At 40.5% G+C, this 22176-nt stretch carries 16 protein-coding genes; 8 read left to right on the top strand and 8 right to left on the bottom strand.

Features of this window, described 5'->3' with window-relative positions:
• The first annotated feature begins 196 nt into the window (after positions 1 to 196).
• Positions 197 to 1369, top strand: coding sequence for a TraB/GumN family protein (locus CWR45_RS14145; RefSeq protein WP_115750508.1), 1173 nt, complete (start codon positions 197 to 199; stop codon positions 1367 to 1369).
• A gap of 60 nt (positions 1370 to 1429) precedes the next feature.
• Here CWR45_RS14145 and CWR45_RS14140 read toward each other — a convergent pair whose 3' ends face one another.
• Together CWR45_RS14140 and CWR45_RS14135 are read right to left on the bottom strand one after the other, a co-directional pair.
• Complete coding sequence (locus tag CWR45_RS14140) at positions 1430 to 1999, bottom strand: cupin domain-containing protein (RefSeq protein WP_115750507.1); 570 nt, start codon at positions 1997 to 1999, stop codon at positions 1430 to 1432.
• Between the two features lie 120 nt (positions 2000 to 2119).
• Positions 2120 to 3346, bottom strand: a complete 1227-nt coding sequence (locus CWR45_RS14135) for an MFS transporter (RefSeq protein ID WP_115750506.1) — start codon at positions 3344 to 3346, stop codon at positions 2120 to 2122.
• 270 nt (positions 3347 to 3616) lie between these two features.
• On the opposite strand from CWR45_RS14135, the gene CWR45_RS14130 reads away from it, so the two are divergent.
• Complete coding sequence (locus CWR45_RS14130) at positions 3617 to 4870, top strand: MFS transporter (RefSeq protein ID WP_115750505.1); 1254 nt, start codon at positions 3617 to 3619, stop codon at positions 4868 to 4870.
• A gap of 48 nt (positions 4871 to 4918) precedes the next feature.
• On the opposite strand, the gene CWR45_RS14125 is transcribed toward CWR45_RS14130, so the two are convergent.
• Positions 4919 to 5083, bottom strand: a complete 165-nt coding sequence (locus CWR45_RS14125; RefSeq protein WP_245975427.1) for an aspartyl-phosphate phosphatase Spo0E family protein — start codon at positions 5081 to 5083, stop codon at positions 4919 to 4921.
• 348 nt (positions 5084 to 5431) lie between these two features.
• Between CWR45_RS14125 and rlmH the strand changes: the two genes are divergently transcribed.
• The gene (rlmH, locus tag CWR45_RS14120) at positions 5432 to 5911 is read left to right on the top strand and encodes a 23S rRNA (pseudouridine(1915)-N(3))-methyltransferase RlmH (protein ID WP_115750504.1); all 480 of its coding nucleotides are present in this window, start codon (positions 5432 to 5434) and stop codon (positions 5909 to 5911) included.
• 203 nt (positions 5912 to 6114) lie between these two features.
• Here the strand turns inward: rlmH and CWR45_RS14115 are convergent, their stop codons facing one another.
• Both CWR45_RS14115 and CWR45_RS14110 read right to left on the bottom strand, forming a co-directional pair.
• Positions 6115 to 6708 (bottom strand): TetR/AcrR family transcriptional regulator, encoded by a 594-nt coding sequence (locus tag CWR45_RS14115; protein WP_115750503.1) that lies wholly within the window; start codon positions 6706 to 6708, stop codon positions 6115 to 6117.
• A 50-nt stretch (positions 6709 to 6758) separates the two neighbouring features.
• Positions 6759 to 7658, bottom strand: coding sequence for an SDR family NAD(P)-dependent oxidoreductase (locus tag CWR45_RS14110; RefSeq protein ID WP_115750502.1), 900 nt, complete (start codon positions 7656 to 7658; stop codon positions 6759 to 6761).
• A 618-nt stretch (positions 7659 to 8276) separates the two neighbouring features.
• Here CWR45_RS14110 and CWR45_RS14105 point away from each other — a divergent pair.
• Positions 8277 to 9413 (top strand): ArgE/DapE family deacylase, encoded by a 1137-nt coding sequence (locus CWR45_RS14105; RefSeq protein WP_115750501.1) that lies wholly within the window; start codon positions 8277 to 8279, stop codon positions 9411 to 9413.
• 208 nt (positions 9414 to 9621) lie between these two features.
• Here the strand turns inward: CWR45_RS14105 and CWR45_RS14100 are convergent, their stop codons facing one another.
• The gene (locus tag CWR45_RS14100) at positions 9622 to 10233 is read right to left on the bottom strand and encodes a TetR/AcrR family transcriptional regulator (protein ID WP_115750500.1); all 612 of its coding nucleotides are present in this window, start codon (positions 10231 to 10233) and stop codon (positions 9622 to 9624) included.
• Between the two features lie 379 nt (positions 10234 to 10612).
• Here CWR45_RS14100 and CWR45_RS14095 point away from each other — a divergent pair, with 379 nt between their 5' ends.
• On the top strand, positions 10613 to 12466 hold the full coding sequence (locus tag CWR45_RS14095) for a 6-bladed beta-propeller (protein ID WP_170138872.1): 1854 nt from the start codon (positions 10613 to 10615) through the stop codon (positions 12464 to 12466).
• Positions 12467 to 12665: 199 nt separating this feature from the next.
• A complete protein-coding gene (locus CWR45_RS14090; protein ID WP_115750498.1) occupies positions 12666 to 14261 on the top strand; it encodes a long-chain-fatty-acid--CoA ligase in 1596 nt (531 codons plus the stop codon).
• A 184-nt stretch (positions 14262 to 14445) separates the two neighbouring features.
• Here the strand turns inward: CWR45_RS14090 and CWR45_RS14085 are convergent, their stop codons facing one another.
• A complete protein-coding gene (locus CWR45_RS14085; RefSeq protein WP_115750497.1) occupies positions 14446 to 16041 on the bottom strand; it encodes an acetolactate synthase large subunit in 1596 nt (531 codons plus the stop codon).
• Positions 16042 to 16543: 502 nt separating this feature from the next.
• Between CWR45_RS14085 and CWR45_RS14080 the strand changes: the two genes are divergently transcribed.
• Positions 16544 to 19063 (top strand): beta-glucosidase, encoded by a 2520-nt coding sequence (locus CWR45_RS14080; RefSeq protein ID WP_115750496.1) that lies wholly within the window; start codon positions 16544 to 16546, stop codon positions 19061 to 19063.
• 181 nt (positions 19064 to 19244) lie between these two features.
• Entirely contained in the window at positions 19245 to 20912 is a 1668-nt protein-coding gene (locus CWR45_RS14075; protein WP_115750495.1) for a right-handed parallel beta-helix repeat-containing protein, read from the top strand.
• 160 nt (positions 20913 to 21072) lie between these two features.
• On the opposite strand, the gene CWR45_RS14070 is transcribed toward CWR45_RS14075, so the two are convergent.
• On the bottom strand, positions 21073 to 21480 hold the full coding sequence (locus CWR45_RS14070) for a GNAT family N-acetyltransferase (protein WP_115750494.1): 408 nt from the start codon (positions 21478 to 21480) through the stop codon (positions 21073 to 21075).
• Positions 21481 to 22176: the final 696 nt, after the last annotated feature.

Below are 22176 nucleotides of genomic sequence, written 5' to 3'. Positions count from 1 at the left end.
ATAGAATAGAATAAGTTAATAAAAAATAAATACTATTATGCACGATAGTAGTTTAGAATGATAATAAGCGTCTTGTGTTAGCAGAGGTGCAACCAAGGTTTTTTCACAAGTAAGAATGTGTAAAACATTAGCGCAACTGAGGCTGTTTTTAAAGGCTTGGTTAACCCCTATTTTTCTAATAAAAGGAAGGTAACTGATGGTGGAGGAAAACATAACCCGATTACATATAGATAATAAAGAGATTATTCTTATTGGGACTGCCCATGTGTCGAAGCATAGTGCAGAACAGGTAAAAGAAGTAATTGAATCAGAGCGGCCAGATTCCGTCTGTATAGAACTCGATGAACAGCGCTATGAATCGATTACAGAGGGAAATAAGTGGAGCGATACGAATATATTCAAGGTAATTAAGGACAAGAAGGCGAGTCTGCTATTAATGAACCTTGCGATTTCCTCATTTCAAAAAAGAATGGCAAGTCAATTCGGCATCAGTGCTGGACAGGAAATGATCCAAGGGATTGAATCTGCAAAGGAAACCGGAGCGAATCTCGTACTTGCCGACCGGAATATCCAGATTACCTTTTCACGGATATGGGGAAATATCGGTTTTAAAGGGAAATCGATGCTGCTTGCGCAAATCGTTGGAAGTGTTTTTAGTAAGGAAAGCATCTCAGAAGAAGAACTGGAAAAGATGAAAAATCAGGATACGATTAATGCAATGCTGCAGGAGTTTACCGATTATTTTCCGAAGCTTAAAAAGCCGTTAATTGATGAACGTGATCAGTATTTAGCACAGAAAATCAAGAATGCTCCCGGAGATAAGGTTGTCGCAGTCCTTGGTGCTGCACATGTTCCAGGTATCACGAAGGAAATATATAAGGAGCATGATTTAAAACAGCTGACTGTACGACCAGCGAAACCGAAGTGGCCGAAGATCGTTGGCTTGATGATACCACTGTTAATTATTGCGATGGTTGCCTATACTTTTATTTCAAATCCTGTCGCAGGGATGCAACAGGCAACAAGCTGGATACTTTGGCATGGTGCACTTTCCGCACTTGGTGTAGCGATAGCACTCGGCCATCCAATAGCGATTCTCACCGCCTTTGTAATGGCACCGATATCGGCCCTGGATCCACTCACAGCTGCAGGCTGGTTCGCCGGCTTTGTTCAAGCATATTTCAGCAAGCCAACGGTGAGAGATTTCGAGCGTTTATCAGAGGATGTTTTTAGCTTTAAAGGATTCTGGAAAAATAAAGTGACGCGTGTCTTACTCGTTGTCGTATTCGCCAACATTGGAAGCTCACTCGGAACGTTTATTGGCGGAGCGGATGTTGTCCGTTTGTTTATTGATAACTTAATACACTAAAAGAAAAAACATTAGAAACCCAGCGATCTTCACTTACGAGTAGATACGCTGGGTTTTATATTAGTTATGAGCAGCCATTGCATCTGCTTTTGTTTTATGAACATTACCTAAGGGGTGCTCAGGCGGGGCATAGATTGTATAAAGTTTAAGGTCTTTATCTCCCGTATTGATTAGATTATGCCATTTTCCAGCGGGAACCATGATAGCATCACCATCAGACACTTTTTCCTGAATATATAATTTCCCCTTCTTATCCCCGATTTGAACGATTCCTTGCCCATCTTCAATACGTAGAAATTGATCAACGGCAGGATGAACTTCCATACCGATATCTTCCCCGACGTTGAGACTCATTAGAGCAACTTGTAAGTGATTACCTGTCCATAAGACAGTGCGAAATGTATTGTTCTTCTCCACAGCTTTATCGATATTCACTATTGATGGTCCTTTTCCATAATCTTTTAGTCCAATGGATTCGTCATTTGATGGCTGTAAATAAGAAATTCGTTCGTCATATGCTATTTCATCAATGAAACCCCAGTACATCGGCTGTCTTGGGATGTATGAATACACTGTTGCGTTGATGTAATAAGGATAAGGGTATGGGTACATATTAGGAACAACGTACATTTTGCTCATTCCCTTCAAATATTCATTCCACTCAGGCGAGCAGGAGGAATCTTAAATTATCGTTCCGCTTATAATATATTCCCCACGATTAAGGAATGTGCCTAGCTTAACCTTTTCACACTATGCACTTTGCTTTATCCCAGCATCAGTATTCTCCATACTGCTTATCTGTTTTCTTAGGATGAAATGATAAGCAATCAGTCCGATGATAATGCTTAGAGCACAGTAAAGATAAACAGACCTGAAACCTTGACTAAGTGAAATGAATCCTAGGATGACTGCACCGAAGCCGCCACCTATATCTTTGGCAGTAAAAAGGGTAGAATTCCCTGCACCTCTTCTATCCGGTGGGCAAAGACGAATCATCACTGCATTTAATGTTGGGTCAACAGATCCTAAACCTAATCCATACAGACCGGCTGAGGCTAGAAAAGCTGGTAATGATGTTGCATATGCCAAAATGACGAATGATAGAACCATCATTATTAAGCCTGGGATGATAACGAATGAATATCCGTATTTATCAGCCAATTTCCCACCAGCAATTCTCGTAAACAATAGAGCAAATGAATAGACTGTAAAATATATCCCAATATCCTCTATCCCTAGAGAAAGTGCATACGTTGGGATAAACGTCAATGTTGCCCCCATCGCTACAAAAATAAATATCGTTACTAAAGCTGTTGGCAATGCTGTTTTTTCGTAAATCATATCCGTGAGTTTTCTTTTTACTTTAATAGTGGATAATTTATGTTCAGGCTCCACATGCTTTTGCTCATAATTAATAAAAAAGCTGCAGAATAATGCGATGAAACCGATAAATGATGAAACGATAAATAGCAGATTATAATTAAAATTCATGATGATAAACAAGCTTAAGGCGGGACCTACAGCAGTAGCGAGCGTATTTGCTAATCCAAAATAGCCAATCCCCTCTGCTAGTTTGCTTTTTGGAACTATATCGGAAACAATCGTTCCGGAAGCATTTGTCGTTGCACTGAATCCGAATCCGTGTAACGCTCTAAATAAAAGCAATAGACCGATGGAAAAGGCGAATACATAGGAAAGGCTAAGAACCGCTGATATAACCCCCCCGGCAATCAGCACCAATCTTCTGCTTTTTTCGTCGATCAATTTACCAAAAAGCGGACGGGTCAAAATAGCGAAAAGCATGAAAAGACCAAAAAGCAATCCTGAGATGGAATTATCGCCACCAAGATGGATTGCGTAAAGCGGGAGTCCTGTTAATAACATATTGTTAGCAGTGGATGTAAATAAAGCGTATACAAATGTTAGAATGAAATATTTTGACCATAATTTTTCTGAAGCTTTCGTTTGTTTTTGCAACGGATGATCCTCGTTTCTTAACCATAATATGGAACATTATATTGTTATTTAGTTACCTAAGTATAATAAACATAGAAAAAATCTGTCAATAAATTCATTCTCTTCAAACAGTAATCTGTTATTATTGTTCTATCTGATTATATGGGAAAAGAAAACTACCTACCTTTCCTGATAATTGTTTTAAAATTGTAAAGTTTTTCATATTATAACTGTAATCTACTAATTGATGTTGTACACTAGAATATAGGTCTATTGGAGGAGGGAATGTGCTTGGGAAAGTTTAGTAAAAAAGAGAAGAGCTGGATGATGTATGATTGGGCGGACTCTGCTTATTCGATTATCATTACAACCGCTATATTTCCAATCTATTATAAAGCCGTTGCAGAAAATGCAGGTGTCGCCGATGTAGATTCAACAGCATATTTAGGGTATACGATTTCAATTGCAACATTAATCTTAGCGCTGCTCGGTCCGATATTAGGGACAATTGCCGATTATAAGGGAATGAAGAAGAAGTTCTTCCGATTTTTCTTCACGATGGGTACATTAGCGACGTTATCACTTCTATTCGTCCCAAGTGATAGTTGGATATTATTATTAATTATTTATACGTTTACCTCTATAGGATCCAGGGGTGCAGTCGTCTTCTATGATGCGTTTATCGTCGATGTCACAACGAAGGAGCGGATGGATGATGTGTCGGCAAGGGGATATGCTTTAGGCTATATCGGGAGCTCGATTCCCTTTGTTTTAAGTATCGCCGTCATCATGCTAGCACAGCTAGAAATCATTCCGATTTCGTCAACGACAGCAAGTCGAATTGCTTTCCTAATAACAGCGGTATGGTGGATCACTTTTGCCATTCCAATGATTAAAAACGTCCATCAGCTCCACTATGTTGAGCGGGAACCTAGAATTATCGCCAGCAGCTTCAAACGCCTGTGGCAGACATTCCGAGATATTAAGCAATATCGTACCATCTTCTTATTTTTAATCGCCTATTTCTTCTATATTGATGGTGTTGGTACAATAATTTCAATGTCGACAGCATATGGAACCGATTTAGGACTCGGCGCAACCGATCTTATTATTGCATTACTAGCTGTACAAGTAGTTGCAGCGCCATTTGCGATATTATTCGGATACCTCGCCAAGAAATTCGGTGCGAAGCGGATGCTCTATACCGGTATCTTAATCTATATCGTCATCTGTATCTATGCGATATTTCTAGAAACGATTACCGATTTCTGGGTACTGGCAATGCTTGTGGCAACCGCACAGGGAGGGATTCAGGCACTTAGCCGTTCATATTTCGCACAAATTGTACCGAAGGAAAGAGCGAATGAGTTCTTTGGCTTCTATAATATATTTGGCAAATTTGCTGCGATTCTCGGTCCGTTTTTAGTTGGTGTTACTGCGCAGCTAACAGGAAGTACGTCATATGGTGTATTTAGCCTCATTATTTTGTTTGTTATTGGGTTTATTTTTCTTATCTTTGTACCAGATAATAGGGCTGCAGAATAAAGCTAACAAAAATGACTCGCCTATTTTCACTTAGGGGAGTCATTTTTGTTATGTATTCGTCTTGTTATGTATATCCTCCAGTTTATTAAGCAATCGGTCTAATTCCTTGGATATTGCAACAACTTGATCGTAATGCTCGCCCTTTTCGAGGGCATGGTACATTTTAGATCTAAGCTTCTCAATCTGAAGCTCTAATGTTTCCCTTGTTTTCAATTTATCATCACACCTTTAATAGGGTATATTACCAATAATAATATTTTTAAACATATTTAGGAAATATTTTCCTAAATCATGAAAATGTGAGAGTAGAGTAAGCAGTTGTAAAAAGGTAAAACATTTATGGCAGTAAAGAAAGAAAAAGCATATTTCTTTCTACATAAGTGCAACTAAGGCAATCGCCAAAAGGCTTGGGGAGCGCCAAATTTCAAATATGAAAGACTATCGCAGTGAGGTTTGAGTAATCATTTATTTTGCTTATGTTATAGGGTAAACTCTAATTAGAAGCTTGTGTTAATAAAAACATCATTGCCTAAAAGCAATTAGAAAAGGATCGGAAAATAGATGAAAATTTCAATTGTAACCGTCGGAAAACTAAAGGAAAAATACCTAAAACAAGGAATCCAGGAATATTTAAAACGATTAACTGCCTATGCAAAGGTAGACATCATCGAAGTACCGGATGAAAAAGCACCGGAAAATATGAGTGGAGCGGAAATGCTGGAAGTGAAACGGAAAGAAGGAGAACGGATTTTAAGTCATATTAGTGCTGACACATATGTCATTACATTAGAAATAAACGGGAAAATGCTAAGCTCGGAGCAACTGGCAGCGAAGATGGATGAGCTCGCCACATATGGCAAAAGCAAGATTGCGTTTGTTATTGGTGGATCGCTTGGGATTAGTGAAGCAGTTCAAAAGCGCAGCGATATGGGGTTGTCATTTTCTAAGATGACGTTTCCACATCAGCTGATGCGGTTGATATTGGTTGAGCAGGTGTATCGTGGGTTTCGGATTATTAGGAATGAACCATATCATAAGTAAATGAGAGAAAAATAATAATATATTTAAAGATATTTCAGTTATAATCCTCGAATAAATTTCCAAAAAAAAACAAGATAATAATTATGAAATACTATGAGATTAGTTTCACTTATGAGGATTGAATACGTTCAGAAAATAAGTCACCTATTGTCATAACGATCCGGTTAGAGTCCATGACGATAGGTGACTTGAATTTGTTAGTTTCATTGCTTTAATATTTTCATTAATTTGTCAACATTATGATTTAAGTTAATCCCATCTAATCCATGAGGCAGCAACATCAAACCAGAGATGACTGAGAAATAGAGCATCAAAAGCTCAGATGGATTGCCTTTGCTAAATACCCCTTTCTCTTGCCCCTCTTTAAATATGGGGAACACTTGCTCAATAAAAGAACTGGTTGGATATTGCTGTACAATATCTTTAGCCTGGTCAGGTACTTCATCTGATGTTTGTACCTGCTGTACAAGCATAAAGGAATGTCTATTGCTTGCATCCAGCATTCTTATGGTAAATTCTCTGATTTTTTCTGAAGGGGAGCCTTGCATAAGTCCTAATGTTGCAAATGCCTTAGCTGTTTCTTCCATCGCATCCTTAACAAGTATGATAAAAAGCTCATCCTTGGAACTGTAATATCGATAGGATAGACCTTGGCTAATGCCTGCTTCCTTAGCAATCATGCTCATTTTAGTTCCAACGAGTCCTCTCCGAGCAAATACTTTTAGGGCCGCTTTCTTTATTTGTTCTCTCCGCTCATCACGGAGCTGGTCCAGTTGGTCATTATTTAATGGAGTCACCTTCGTTCATCCTCTTCTATAAGCCTTTTTCACACGAAAAATTATAACAATTATTTCTGTGATAACCCAACTTGTTCCTCACTAATTTTCCAAAGTCTTTTTGCCATTTCTTTGTCAGTAGCCACTTCCGTCAGTTCCCTCAATCGTCTGTCAGCACAGTATTGGCCGTTTAGTCCGGAGACATCCTTCTTTTCCGCGAGCCATATTAATGTATCCGCCCCCTCTTCCGGTGTACGTGAAAAGAGCTTCATCACAGCCATTGTTGCTTTGGCCATCCTTCCATTGTTTTGATTAAAATTCGAGGCAACGAGTCCAGGATCAAAACAATGAACGGTAATATTTGTTCGCTCTAGACGGCGTGCCAATTCAGATGTAAATAAAATATTAGCGAGCTTAGTCTGTGCATAGCGCAGTGTTGGACCGCCCATTAACTTTTTAATTCCCTTATAGAGATACTCACTGTTAATATTATCAAAATCCAAACCACTTTTCACCATCTTGTACCCATGTGAAGAGGTATTAATAACCCTAGCTGAGTCACTTTCCCTTAGACGGTCTAAAAGCAGTGAAGTGAGAAGAAAAGGTGCTAAGTGGTTCAATGCCCATGTCATTTCCACACCTTCGTCCGTCATTTGAAAGTTATCGAATAAAGCCCCTGCATTATTCACTAATATATCAATCCGTGGGAACCTTTCCAAAATTTGTTGAGCTACTTGGCGAATGGCTCTTTGAGAGGAAAGATCAGCAATGAAAATATCCACTTTAATTGGTTTGCTGGTCTGTTTCTTTAATTGTTTAGAAATTTCTTCGGCCCTTCCCTGGTTTCTGGCAATAATTCCGATATTTGCCCCACGTGCAGCTAGGGCTTCTGCTGCTGCAAGCCCGATTCCATTTGTTGCGCCAGTAATCAATACATATTTCTCCTCAAGAATCCATTCATATTCTTTCATAATAATAAAAAACACCCCTCTCTTATGAATGAATGATTCATTCATTTTTTATAGTGTATGTTAGTATTTTGGGAAATGCCACAAAAATTCGTATTTTAAAGTTTAAATAATTAATAGATAAGTTTGGAATTATTCAAGACTGGGAAAGGAAAGACAGCAAATAAAACCTCATTTGGATTAGTGCGGTCATAAGTAAATGTGGTTTCTCTAATAAATTTAACAAGGTGCGCAGTGTCTGGTATTAAACTTTTCACAGGAGATATAGTGTTCCTGTGTTTTTTCATTGACGAAATGCTGGAAATACTTATAGCCATAAAAGGTTAATTTGCTGTTTTAATAAGAGTTTTCCCATAGTTTTAAACAAATCTTTCCTGTTTTTACTCGCTTTCGATTACTTTTTACATTATGGGGGTATGGTATGACTAACACCAAAAGTTCATTTTGATGAGGTAGATAGTATATTGGTTATTATCCAAAAAGGTGGTATTATCTTTCATCGTTGTAATAAATTATATATTGCGATTTAACTAGAGAAAGAAATGCTATATGTAGTTTGAAAAATAGTTAATTGTCTTTTTGGAAGCTTACTAGAATATATAACGAAGGGAGACTAATACATTGAATAAAGAGGAACGAATTAAAATTTTACAAGATGTAATAAAAATAAAATCGGTAAATGATAAAGAAGCAGAAGTAGCAGATTACTTAGCGAATCTATTCGAAAAACATGGGATTGAATCTGAAAAAGTAAAATATCGTGAAGGCCGTGAAAGCTTAGTAGCCACCTACAAAAAAGGTGACGGTAAAGTTTTAGGTATTAGCGGGCACGAAGATGTTGTAGCAGCTGGTGACGAAAGCGAATGGAAATTCCCACCATTCTCGGCTGAAATCGATGGTGACAAATTATACGGCCGTGGTTCATCAGATATGAAATCTGGTCTAGTAGCTTTAGCAATCGCTATGATTGAAATTAAAGAAGAAGATGCAGACATTAACGGTACACTAAAATTCATGGGAACTGTTGGTGAAGAAGTCGGTGAATTAGGTTCCGAACAATTAACAAAAGAAGGTTATGCAGATGATCTTGATGGATTGATTATTGGTGAACCAACTGGCCCGGCACTGATTTACACTCACAAAGGTTCAATGAACTATACCGTTGTTTCACGAGGGAAGTCTGCACACAGTTCAATGCCTAAAGAAGGTATTAACTCAATCGCAAATATTAATGAATTTGTGACTCGCGCTAATGCAGAAATGCAGGAAGTCACTAACAAATACAAAAATGAGGTATTAGGTGAAACTGCTCATTCTATTACAATCATCAATGGTGGGGATCAAGTTAATAGTATTCCTGCTATTACAACCTTACAAGGTAATATTCGTACAATTCCTGAATTTGATAACAGCAAAGTGAAAGTATTGTTACAAAGTATTGTTGATGACTTGAACAAAAAAGAAGGAACTGACTTAGAATTAATCGTTGATTATGATATTTACCCTGTAGAATCTAAAGCTGATTCTGAACTAATGAAAGCTATCCAAGCTGTTTCAAACCAGGAATTGCCTGTAACAGGTATTTCACCAACGACAGACGCAGCTGCATTTACGAAAGCTGACAATGAATTCGACCTTGTAATCTATGGTCCTGGCATTTCAGATTTACCTCACCAAACAGACGAGTACGTATCAATTGAAAACTACCTAGAAATGATTGACAATTACAAAGCAATTTACAAAGAATACTTAAAATAAGTTGTTAAGATTTCAAAAACACCCCAATTAATCATAATTGGGGTGTTTTATGTGAATGATTTTTTTGACTTAGAAACTGGAATCATTCATAAACTAGTATTTCGAAGATAACAAAATGTGGCCTTCAATATAAAATAGCAAAAGAAGAAAAAAATCATTTTATGTGTAAACTAAGTGACTTCTTGGCAGCGCTAGTTCAGCAATTTTCTTACTTCAAAATTCCATGTAAAACCATTCCCATTGCTGTATCCAACACTTCCTTAGGGACCTCTTCCCCTTCCCAATTAATCCATCTCATCCCTAGAAACTGACCGATGCCCATTAAACTATAAGCTAAAGCTTCGTGATTTAGTGGCTTAGATTCGCCATGTTTATCAGTTTCTTTTAAAGCTTTAATAAAACCTGTTGCTAATTTCTCGTAGTACCAGCGATATAAATGCTTATCAACAATAACTGCCTGCAGAACAATGCTGTATAAGTTCTGGTTTTCCCCTACCCATTCAAAAAATGCCTCAAAACTTTTCCGAAACATATCGTCCTGAGGGGATTTTTCGATTGCCTGTTTAATAAAAAGCCGCAGATCTCGACTCATTTGCTGAACTAATTCATCATAAATGGCCTTTTTAGAAGGAAAATACTTATAAAATGTTCCTTGCGCAACATTTGCTTCTTGAGTGATTTCAACAACTCCCGCTTCAAAATACCCCTTCGCACCAAATACCTTTTCAGCAGATTTTAATAGTTTCCTTCGTGTATTTAACCCCTTTTTCGTTAATTCCCTTCCAGTGTTATGTGACAAGTGAATCACCCCTTGCTTCATTCTATTTTAACCATTCCAACCTGTAAACGGTAAACGAGAATTAAAAACTCAAAAATATGTTGAAAATTTTTAAAAATTTAGTATAATCAAAAATAGAAAAGTGACTCACTTGTCATAAATGGATAACAGCACAAATTGGTTATTAAGGAGAGTCTCTGGCATCATTACTGTCCCAATAGCTTCTAATCCGTTTATATCGTATCAAAACTGTATAGAAAAATACCGACGGAGGTGAATTATTCGTGCAAAGGCGGAAGTAGCGTGATGGATATGAGCTTGTCCCAGCCAAGGTATCAGTAAATTTTATAAGCCCGGAGCGATGATCCTGCAAAGAAACTGCCTCATTAGCTAGTCATGTTTAATACAAGGAGGAGACATGATGAATCAAAGCGTTAAACGGTTAGGAAAAATACTGCCTCTTATTTTAATCGCATTTTTACTATTTAGTGGATCAGTTAGTGCTCATTCTGTTGTTGATATTTGGGGAAAAGCCAATGAAGGAACGGGAGTAATTTTTAATACACCAGTAGCGATGGCGAAGGACGCAAGTGGAAATATTTACGTAAGTGATATGAGTAATCATAGGATTGTCAAGATGGATCAAGATGGAAATATTATTAAAAAGTTCGGAAAGCTAGGAAGCGGTAATGGGGAATTTAATACGCCATTTGGGGTAGCGATTGACAACGATGGAAATATTTTAGTTGGGGATACGGCAAATAATCGAATCCAAAAGTTTGATTCTAATTTTAACTTTATTACAGCTTGGGGATCCCATGGTTCAGGAAATGGCCAGTTTGGTCTAGCTAGAGAAATCGCCATTGATAGTCAAAATCACTATCATGTTACAGATGAATTTCATGATCGTATCCAGGTGTTTGATCAAAATGGAACCTACTTGTATCAATATGGTAGCCGTGGGACGGCAAACGGCCAATTTCGCTTACCTCAGGGAATCGCGATAAAGCAAGATGCTAATGGTGATAAAGTATATGTTGTCGACACTTTTAACCACCGAGTACAAATTTTAGACGTAAATGGAAATTATCTTGGTCAGATTGGCGTAACTGGTCAAAGCGGAGATAGTGGTAGCCGACTTTTTTATCCTAGAGGAGTCAACTTAGACACAAACGGAGATGTCTATATTGTTGACACAACAAACCATAAAGTTAAGAAATATAATAGTAATCACCAATATCAATATTCGACAGACCTAGGTATATATTATTTAGAACCTAGTTTCCCTTCCCAAGTATTACCGCTTGGAGATGGATACTTTATCGTTTCTGATACTGGTAATAGTCGATTAATTAAATTTAGAGGGTATTCAACTTATGCTTCTGTTCAATCCTATTTAGGAAATTTGCGAAATGCTGATGGTGTGTTTTCGGAGCCTGTAGGAATTGCGGTCGACAATAACGACGACGTTTATATAACAGATACGTTTAACCATCGGGTGCAAAAATTCGATAACAGTGGAACCCTTTTAAATAAATGGGGTGGCAACAATGGAGATGGTGGTCCATCGGCTTACGGGATTAACTATTGGCAGTTTATCGCTCCTAAACAGATAACATATAACGGGAAATATAATGAGATGGTCATTGCCGATACAGGAAATTCCCGAATCCAAGTATTTAGTAAAAACGGCTCATGGTTATCTAATTTTGGTTACTATCATTTAAGCTTTCCAATGGGGGTAACGACAACGAGCGACGGCTATTATTATGTGGCCGATACTGGGAATAATCGAGTTGTAAATTTTAATCCATTTGGAGTATTTGTTAGCAGCTGGGGAGCAGAAGGATTAAACAATGGCGAATTTAGACAACCAACATTTATCACAGTAGACTCTCAGGATAATCTTTACGTTGTTGACAGATATAATAGCCGAATTCAAAAGTTTGATAAATCAGGAAACTTTATTACGAAGTGGGGGACGAATGGCGGGAACCCACAAACTGATCCGTTAGACAATTGGGGTGAAGGAAACGGAGATTTATTTCTCCCGGTTGGCATAGCTGTTGATCAAAACGATAATGTTTATGTCACAGACTCATCAAATAATCGCGTACAAAAGTTTAGTTCAAACGGAACATATTTAGATACGATAGGGCAATTTGGCGGAGAGGATCATAATTTCTTTTCTCCTCAAGGAATTGCTGTAGGGGCAAATGGTGACATTTATATTGCTGACACGCTATTAAATCGAGTTGTTAAATTCAGACCATAGCCATCCCTTTGATCTGAGTGACATCATTTTTAGTTAGGCATAATTTAGGGGTTATAATACACTGGTGAAGCAATTAATAGTATTAAAATGCAACATCCTGTTGGATCGCCAGTACTTTTGTTTACACAAAAAATACTGCCTAAATTTCTTGATAACAAAATACAATATGACAGATAAAATACTTATTGGAGGGGTTAACATGTACATTCCATTACTATTGACAGATTTTCTAGATCGAGCTGTTAAGCTATATGGCGATAAAATAGCAGTCATTGATGACGAAAAGGTTGTTACTTATTTCGAACTGAATGAAAGAGTAAACAGGCTTTCCTATGGGTTGGAAAAACTGGGCGTTGCAAAAGGCGACAAGGTCGCTATTTTGGCACCGAATACATTGGAAATGCTGGAAGGATTCTATGGAGCATTTCAACTGGGAGCAGTTACCGTCCCACTAAATATTCGGTTAAAACCGAATGATTATTTGTTTATTTTAAATCATAGTGAAACCAAAATCTTATTAGTAGACTATGAATTATACGGTCTTATTGACCCAGTTCGAGATCAGTTAAATGTTGAACAAATTATTGTCCACGGAGGACGCAAGGTCAAACTTGAGGAAAATGATCTTGATTACGAAGCGTGGCTGGCTCAATTTCCAGCAAAGCCGTTTGATCGTGCAGAAATGGATGAAAAGGATATTGCCAGCCTGCTTTATACAAGCGGAACGACAGGAGATCCGAAAGGTGTTATGCTCACTCACCGAAACAATTATATTCAAGCCCTTCAAGTGATGCATCATTTGCGTGTAAGTGATCAGGATGTGCTGCTTCATGTATTGCCCATGTTTCACGTCAATGGTTGGGGCTCTATCTTTTATTACACAGGAAACGGTGCTACCCAGGTCATGTTAAGAAAAACCCGTCCCGATATCATTTTTGAGAAACTGCAAAAGCATGGTGTGACAATAATGCACATGGCTCCAACTGTACTGAATTCACTGATCCAATATTATGATGAAAACAAACGGAATATAAGTAAAGATCAAAATGTAAGGGTTGTCATTGGCGGTTCAGCACCACCTATTACGTTTATAGCTAAAGTGGAGGATGAAATGGGCTGGGAATTCATTCAGATTTATGGAATGACAGAAACGTCCCCTTTGACCACAACATCCATAATACGCGCCCAACATTTGGATGAGCCTAAAGAAGTACAAAATCGGATGAAATCAAAGGCAGGCTATCAAATGTACTTAACAGAAGTGAAAGTGGTTAATGAAAAAGGTAAGGAAGTGGCGCCTAACAGTCAGGAAATCGGAGAACTTGTCATCCGGAGCAACGGTGTGATGGAAGGCTATTGGAAAAATGAAAAGGCGACAAAAGAAGTCATCAGGAATGGCTGGTTTCATACCGGGGATATGGGAGTCGTCGACAGTGACGGAAATATAGAAATTGTTGACAGGAAAAAAGATGTCATTATCAGCGGTGGAGAAAATATTTCATCCATTGAGGTGGAAAATATTCTGTATGAACATCCAGCGGTAATCGAAGCGGCCGTAATTTCAATCCCTCACGAAAAATGGGGAGAGACCCCGCACGCCGTTGTGGTTGTCCGCGATGGAGAAGCGGTAACGGAAGAGGAAATCATTGTTTTTGCAAGAGAACGGGTCGCCCACTATAAAGCCCCAACATCTGTAAGCTTTGTAGAAGAACTACCTAAAACAGGTTCAGGCAAAATACAGAAGGCGTATCTGCGAAACCAATTTTGGAAAAGCATGAACAAAATGGTTAATTAAGAAGTTAAGTGGAGCACTGGTATTCAATTCCATCGCTATGTGCCAAAAATAGAATCTCTACTTATTAAAAATGAGAGGTTTCGAAGGGGGAAACCATTTAGTTTGAAATAAGGTTAGTTTTTAACATAAGGGAAGGTGCTTTTTGCTCAAAAAGTAGAACACCTGCCCCTGCCCCCTTTGTCTATTATCTATCCATCCCCATTTGAATATCTATCAGTGTAATTTCATTGTTTTGGTTTAAGGCATTTTTCAATACTTGTTCAAACTCATCCAGTCGTTTGGGTCTAACTCCTTTTATTCCAAAGCTTTCAGCAAGCTGCACAAAGTCAGGGTTTCCGAATGCCGTACCAAAGCTATTACTGAATTTCTCCTGCATCATTTGTTCCTCTAACTTTAACGTTGAATCATTTAATACAATGATGATAAATGACAGGCCAAGTCGTTTGGCAGTCTCTAATTCGGAAATATTCATTAAAGCCCCTCCATCCCCAGTAATACAAATAACTGGATCGTCATGGCAAGCTAATTTAGCACCAATCGAACCGGGTAACGCAATCCCCATTGAGGCAAATCCATTTGAGATGATGAGTCGTCCTTCCTGTTTTGATTGATAGGTACGAGCTATCGAGAGCTTATGGGCACCGACATCAGAAATCACGATGGTCTTTTCAGTAGTATTTTTTTCAATAACCGTTAAGATATTCTCAATCGTAAGTGGCAAATTGTCCTTCACATCTAAATCAATTTGATAAGCTGTCTTAATCCGTTCCTTGAGATTTCCACTTGGAACCCATGGTTTAGATTGTATATCTAGTTTATTAAGTTCCTGAAAAATCCCATTTAAATCACCAACCAGTTCTCCTTTCACGGGGTAATGCTCGTCTATTTCGGCAGGAAGTGTGTCGATATGCAAAATGGGTTGCATCGTTTTATTCCAATCCATAGGCGGACTTTCCACAAAATCAAAACCAACGACAATTAATAAATCAGATTGCTCGATTATTGGTAATACTTCATCCTTCTTTTTAAACCCAAATGTAAAATAATTTAGCTGATGTCCTTTGGGCAAAACTCCTTTTGCCATAAAACTATGGATAGCAGGTGATTGTAAGTTCTCTACGAAAGTCAGGAGCCCTGACATAGCATTTTGCCTGATACCTCCGTTTCCCACTATGACAAGTGGCTTTTGGCTCTTACCTATTAATGTACGAGCATCCTCAATAGCTTGTGAAACAGGAGTACTTTTTGGAATAGGCAATACTGGTAATGGGCGGGCGGAAGCCACTTCTGAAGCTATGTTCTCCGGTAATTCAATTAAAACAGCACCTGGCTTTTCCATTTGCGCCAATCTAAATGCCCTGCGAATGATTGTTGGTATGGTTTGCGAATCTTTAATTTGAACACTCCACTTAGTAGCAGGTTCAAATATTTTAACTATATCTAAATATTGATGAGATTCTTGATGTTGCTTTTCAACACTTGCCTGTCCTGTAATGGCTACAACGGGAGAATGGTCCAGGTTTGCACTAGATATTCCAGTCAAAAGATTTGTCGCTCCTGGTCCTAAAGTTGCTAAGCAAACCCCAACCTTATTTGTTAGTCTGCCGTAAACATCTGCCATAAAAGCTGCTCCCTGTTCATGACGAACATTTATGAACTGAATTTTTTTAGACTTAGACAATGAATCAATCAGGTCAAGGGTTTCCTTACCCATGATGCCAAAAATATACTCAACCCCCTCATTTTCTAAGCACTGAACAAGTACATCTGTTGCTTTCATAATACTACGCCCCTCTATCAACTGTGTTTTCCCTATTATCCCCTTAAAACATTTTTAAAAACCCGTCTATACTTATGGTGAGGTGGACATTATCAAAACTAATCGCTAGGAATCCTGCTTTCCGGTATATTAGCTATATTTCATACATTACTTGCCACCTTCGATAGATTTTGAAATATTATAGTAACAATGCTTATACAATAAATGTATATTAACCCATAATATTCCAGTCTGTATATTTAGAATAATGCTCATTTAAATTTATTTATTTTGATTGCTTATTTGGCAAATCATTGATTGCTACAGCATTTGAGCACCATTTTCAGGACTTTGGGAGCGTTACTAATATCGTGGTTTTTATTACTGTACTGTAATCTACCGTTCATATTAGCGTAATAGTTTTTCTCTATACTAAGAGACTTGGTAGGTTAGTAAGGATAATGATAATAATAAGAATTACTTTACTACTAATAGATTAATACATAGTAAGGGAGAAACTAGGATGATAAAACGAATAAGTACAATTTTTTTGACAGCAATAATCTTTATGTCTTCATTAGTTCCTGCTAATGCGATGAACAGTGGAACGGAAGGGGTCAACCCCTGGATGAACACCAAGCTGTCTGCTGAGGAGCGCACTGAACTGCTTCTCGATGAGATGACAATGGAGCAGAAGATCCAGCAAATCGCTATCTCACGCTTCAATGAGAACGACACCGGTGAGACGGTTGTCATCAACAAGGGCGGTACTAGTAAATACCAGAATGGTGAATTCGCTCCAGAGGGCACTTTGCCTGGATGTGAATGGCAGGACACTGGCCGTCAAATCCGTGGGATTGAGGATTTAGGTATTCCCACAATCCGTATGACAAACGGTGGTACGGGCGTAAAAGGTGGATCGTGTGGCAATGACCCGATAGCGACAGGACTGCCTTCGACACCAGCGCTAGCTGCAACTTTCAACAGCGAGCTTAACTATGAAGCAGGCCGTATTCTCGGCGAAGAAACTCGTGCCTTTGCACATCACGTGTTGCTTGGGCCGGGTATGAACCTTATTCGTCATCCATACGGTGGCCGTAATTATGAGTACTTCAGTGAGGACCCATACTTGACGGGTATCCTGGCGACCCAGCAGGTCAAGGGTATCCAGGACCAGGGAGTACAGGCACAACTTAAGCACTTGGCCGGTAACGAGCAGGAGACTGAGCGTTGGACGATGGGTGTTCAGGTTCCTTCAAAGGCTATGAACGAACTGTACATGCTACCTTTCGAGATGACAGTCAAGGATGCTGATCCAGCCTCCGTGATGTGCTCATTCCCGGATGTTAACGGTACTTATGCTTGTGATAGCTCTGAATTGCTCCAAGATGCACTTAGGGACAACTGGGGCTTTGATGGATACGTTATGAGTGACCGTCGCGCGATTCACGACACGGTAGCTGCCATTAAGGCAGGAACGAATGTTGAGCTCGACTGGGCACCGCAGTACTACACTCAAGAAATAATCCAGGATGCACTTGATTCAGGTGAGGTAAACGAGGACGACATCGACAATCTTCTTCGTCCGCGCTACATTAAGATGATCGAATATGGCCATATGGATGAGCCTTACGACGAGTTCCTGCCGGAGATCGTTGATCCGATTGCTAATGGTGCTAGCGCACGGAAGATGGCAGAAGAAGGGTCTGTGCTATTAAAGAACGATAACGACTTCCTGCCGCTAGACGGTGAGCCAGAGTCAATCGCACTAATCGGTCTTGAATGGTTTGCTGGTGAGGCTAAGATGTCTCCACGCTCTGTTCGGGACAATAACGAGAACGTTGTAACTCCTTACACGGTCACTCCACAGGAGGGACTAGAGAATGTTATCGAGGAACTAGGCTATGACACTGAAGTAACATACAACGATGGCCGTGACCCGGAGGCTGCTGCTAAGCTTGCTGCTGAGTCCGACGTCGTGCTTCTCATGATCGGTGACAACCCGCATGAGACTGTGGACCGTGATACTCTTGGTTTCCCGGCTATCGACCTTGACGAACACAAGGATCGAGAGGACTGGGTGGAGCAAGAGCCGATGATTGATGCGGTGTTAGAGGCAAATGCAGAGAATACTGCTGTGGTCCTAAAGACTTCTGGTACGGTGCTAATGCCGTGGTTGGATGAGGTACCTGCAGTACTTGAAGCTTGGTTCCCAGGCATGGAGGATGGAAATGCCGTGGCTAACTTGCTTTACGGTAAAGTCAATCCTTCTGGTAAGCTACCAATGACATTCGGTGCGACCGAGCGTGAAGCTGCCTTCGCGACAGAAGAACAATTCCCTGGAACGCGTCAAGATACAGGCAAGCCAGGCGGACCAGGCCCATACGGTGATGGTTCAGACCAGCTAATCGCCCAGTATACTGAGGGTCTAGAGATGGGCTACCGCTGGTATGAAGCTAATAATGTGAAGCCAGTATTCCCATTCGGGTACGGTCTATCGTATACGACTTTTGAGTATGACAAGCTTAAAGTGAAGAAAGTTCGCGGTGAAGGTAAAGGCAAAAAAGGATCATTGTCCGGTATTGACGTGTCCTTTACAATTACGAACACTGGTGACGTTGCCGGAAAAGAATCGGCACAGGTCTACCTAACACTGCCGGACGAGGCAGGGCAACCGACCAAACGACTTGTCAACTTCGAGAAAGTTGATCTTGAGCCAGGTGAGAGCGAACGCGTGACTGTACGAATTAACCAGGCTGATTCTAACCACCCATTCTCATATTTTATTCCGGAAGAACCGGACAATCTTGAGAACTGGGCTGATGGCGAGTGGGCTACTGTTGATGGAAAATACCGTGTACATGTCGGTGGTTCCTCGGCAGACACTCCGTTGGAAAAGAACATCCCGTTGAACTTCAAACTCAATAAGGACAACGGCAAGGACAATAACAAAGGTAACAAAGGCCACCACAAAGGCCACCACAAAGGCCACCACAAAGGCCATGGTCATGGACATGGCAACAACGATGGCAATAGCCAATGATAACAGCAATGGCAAGGGGGCTTTAATATGTAGGCCCCTGGTCATGAGATGACATCGGTGACCCAATAGAGGGCGTCGAGACATCCCGGAGGCGGTGAGCGAGTTGGCTCACCGCTTTTCTCGTCGCTTTCATGTGCGACGGGAGGGACAAAAAGAGTGTATAGAGGAAGTGAGAAGTCTGATGAAGGAATTTGTTCAGAACAGTCGGCGAGGGCTGGCGCATACATGGTGGATGGTCCTTGTCCTGTTGGTCCTCTTGACCGCATGCGCCGTTGAGGAATCCAACGAGCCGGTCGAGAGCGATGAAGCCGTAGAATCTGCACCGGTCGAGAGCGATGAAGCCGTAGAATCTGCACCGGTCGAGAGTGATGAAGCCGTAGAATCTGCACCGGTCGAGAGTGATGAAGCCGTAGAACTCGCACCGTCTGATAGTGATGAGGTCGTAGAACCCAAACCGTCCGAGAGTGACGAAGCCGTGGAACCTGCTCCATCTGAGCGAGGAGACTGGCAGCTCCCCGGCTTGGTGGACCGGTCAGGAGCACCAATCGAGGTGCCGACACCGGGTCCGGCCATGGGCAGGACGCTAGATGTTACGGACTTTGGGGCAAATCCAGATCCGGACTCAGACGATGACGCAGCAGCCATTCGGGCTGCCCTGGACGCGGCTGAACCGGGTGACGAAGTCTTGCTGCCGGCTGGCACGTATGACTTGCGCTCCACTGACGCGGACGACGAGTCGGCGAACATCGTGCTTAGCAGTGGTGTAGACCTGCGCGGCGAGGGTCAGGAGAGAACTGTACTGCTGACCTCCTTCGATGGCGAGGAAGACAGCCGGGTAATCCGTGGCTCCGGAGTCCAGGACGTCATTATCACTGACTTCACCATCACCTCCCGTCATGAGGGTTCACTCGGTGATGACCCCGACGACAGCGACGCGGGCGGTGGCCCGATGTACGGGATTCATCTCGGAGCCAACGAAGGGCAGGCCAGCTCCAGGGTCTTAGTGGAAAACCTTGGCATCCGTAAGTTCGAGCGCCATGGCATCTCCGTCAAGGCAAGTCGTGAAGTAACCCTTTCTGAAAACTACATCAGTGAGGCAACTGCTGTCGGTCCCGGAGGACAGGGTTACGGCATTGCTATTGAGGGCTCAGCGGACCAGCATGATCCGAATGCCTCCAACGATTCCAGGCACAACGTCGTAATCGGCAATACCTTTGATGGCAAGCATCTGCGGCACGCCATTCTGCTGCAGTTCCCCACGCATAACAATCTAGTGGCGGAGAATACAATCGTTGGCAGTCACCTCGACGCCATCGACCTGCACGGCGAGGGTGAATACTTAAACGAAGTCCGGGATAATACGGTCGTTGGCGGACAGCGGGCGGGTATCGCACTCGGAAATTCCGGAGGGTCCAAGAACAAACATGACGCTTCAGGACCTGGAAACTGGGTGCACTCCAACGACCTGATTGGAAACCGTCAAGGAGTCCTTGTCATCCTGGGAACTCCTGACACCCTCATTGAGGACAACAGGATCACAGCCGGAGAGGATTCGAAGGTCGGAATCGAAGTCCGCAATGGCCCGGGAACGGAGTTGCACGGTAACCACATCACTGGAGGGACAGACGGGTTCTGGGCCATCCGTCTTAAAGAGGATAGCGGTACAGACGGACGGGGAACAGGAATGCCCTCAGGGATCAGAATCGAGGCCAACGTTATTCGACAGTCCGCCAACGGCATCAGAGTCGATGCCGGGGAGGAACTCAGCATAGTCGAAAACATCGTTGACGGCATTGACGGGTCCAAGCTGAGGGTGGCCGACGGAATCAACGGTGTGAAAGTTGAATAACTAGTAAATCTTATTTTAACTTCAATAATTAACCCAGCCTTCATCAAAAAGAGGGCTGGGTTCTTTCTAATAAGTTCACTCATTTTCAACATAAACCATATTTACTGCTTGTATGTGGTTTTGTAATATATGATTATTAGCAACCAAAATCAAGAATATATTAAATTTCCCCTGATTGCATCTTATAATTTCTTTTTATCATGCCTGTAGCAGTCATCATTCCAAATTTTTTATAATAGGGAACTAATTCTTCATCGCAGCACAAATCAATCATATAAATGTCGTCAAGTTGTTGAAGCATTCTATGAACTAATTCCTTACCGATGCCTTTATTCTTATATGCTGGAAGAACTTCTAGAAGTGGAATGTATGCAGAAATAACCCCATCACTGATTGCTGTAATGAATCCGACAACTCTATTTGTATTAGAATCTATTGCAATGACTATTTTACTGCTGTTATTCAATATTTTTAAATGAGTTTCGGTACTTGGTGGATTCGGCCAGTCTACAAAAAAACCTTCTAACATCTCATGGTAAATGTTCTCAAGGCTATTTTTATATAACATTATCATCAGCTCCTAAATTTTTTTATGAAATTAGGCAGATGATATCAATTGTAAAGTAACATACTTGGACCTCCCAAAATACATTTGTAATGCTATTAAGTATTTCGACAAAAGTTATTCATTTCCTTTAAATTATTTCAAAGATTCTCCAAGGATTATTATTGGAAGTATTATTAATCTTGGCTCCCAAATGGAACCTTTGTTTACGAAAATCTTTTTTACAGTCACACTAGTAATACCAATTCATCCTCATTCACCGAGTCTGAGGTGACTTACCCAGTGAAAAACAGAATTATAGCTGGGACGAGTAGCAATATTAAAAAACAAGGCAGTTTTTCTAAAAGATTGTTGTTTTTATTTATCTAATAAAGTGGTTTAACGTGTGAATTATGGTAATGTAGACAAATGAAATTATTATTTTTGGGGTGGATTATTTGAAGGACTTTACTTTAGGAATGATTAGTATTTTATTAACAGTTCTTACCTACGAAGGGGTAACGGCACTTATCGGTTTTAATTATCATTTGTTTAGTGACGAATTTAATTTGTCATCATTATTAGTTGATATAGGTCTTTTCGTGGCAATCTTTATGCCAATTTACTTTGTTGTAAAAAAAGTAATATTTAGGAAAGCTAATTAGACCTTAGTGTTTAAGGTCTTTTCTTATGCAATTCTAGTATTTCAACTGTAATTTT

The sequence above is a fragment of the Oceanobacillus chungangensis genome, assembly GCF_003369565.1.
GTDB lineage: Bacteria > Bacillota > Bacilli > Bacillales > Amphibacillaceae > Oceanobacillus > Oceanobacillus chungangensis.
The sequence above is the reverse complement of the archived record's forward strand: the minus strand, read 5'-3'. Positions and strand labels throughout refer to the sequence as shown.

Bases quoted from the DNA above. Each gene is read 5' to 3' on its own strand.
- rlmH (WP_115750504.1), top strand. From the start codon at position 5,432: ATGAAAATTTCAATTGTAACCGTCGGAAAACTAAAGGAAAAATACCTA.
- CWR45_RS14075 (WP_115750495.1), top strand. From the start codon at position 19,245: ATGAAGGAATTTGTTCAGAACAGTCGGCGAGGGCTGGCGCATACATGG.
- CWR45_RS14140 (WP_115750507.1), bottom strand. From the start codon at position 1,999: ATGTACGTTGTTCCTAATATGTACCCATACCCTTATCCTTATTACATC.
- CWR45_RS14080 (WP_115750496.1), top strand. From the start codon at position 16,544: ATGATAAAACGAATAAGTACAATTTTTTTGACAGCAATAATCTTTATG.
- CWR45_RS14100 (WP_115750500.1), bottom strand. From the start codon at position 10,233: ATGAAGCAAGGGGTGATTCACTTGTCACATAACACTGGAAGGGAATTA.
- CWR45_RS14110 (WP_115750502.1), bottom strand. From the start codon at position 7,658: ATGAAAGAATATGAATGGATTCTTGAGGAGAAATATGTATTGATTACT.
- CWR45_RS14145 (WP_115750508.1), top strand. From the start codon at position 197: ATGGTGGAGGAAAACATAACCCGATTACATATAGATAATAAAGAGATT.
- CWR45_RS14090 (WP_115750498.1), top strand. From the start codon at position 12,666: ATGTACATTCCATTACTATTGACAGATTTTCTAGATCGAGCTGTTAAG.
- CWR45_RS14095 (WP_170138872.1), top strand. From the start codon at position 10,613: ATGAATCAAAGCGTTAAACGGTTAGGAAAAATACTGCCTCTTATTTTA.
- CWR45_RS14070 (WP_115750494.1), bottom strand. From the start codon at position 21,480: ATGTTATATAAAAATAGCCTTGAGAACATTTACCATGAGATGTTAGAA.
- CWR45_RS14085 (WP_115750497.1), bottom strand. From the start codon at position 16,041: ATGAAAGCAACAGATGTACTTGTTCAGTGCTTAGAAAATGAGGGGGTT.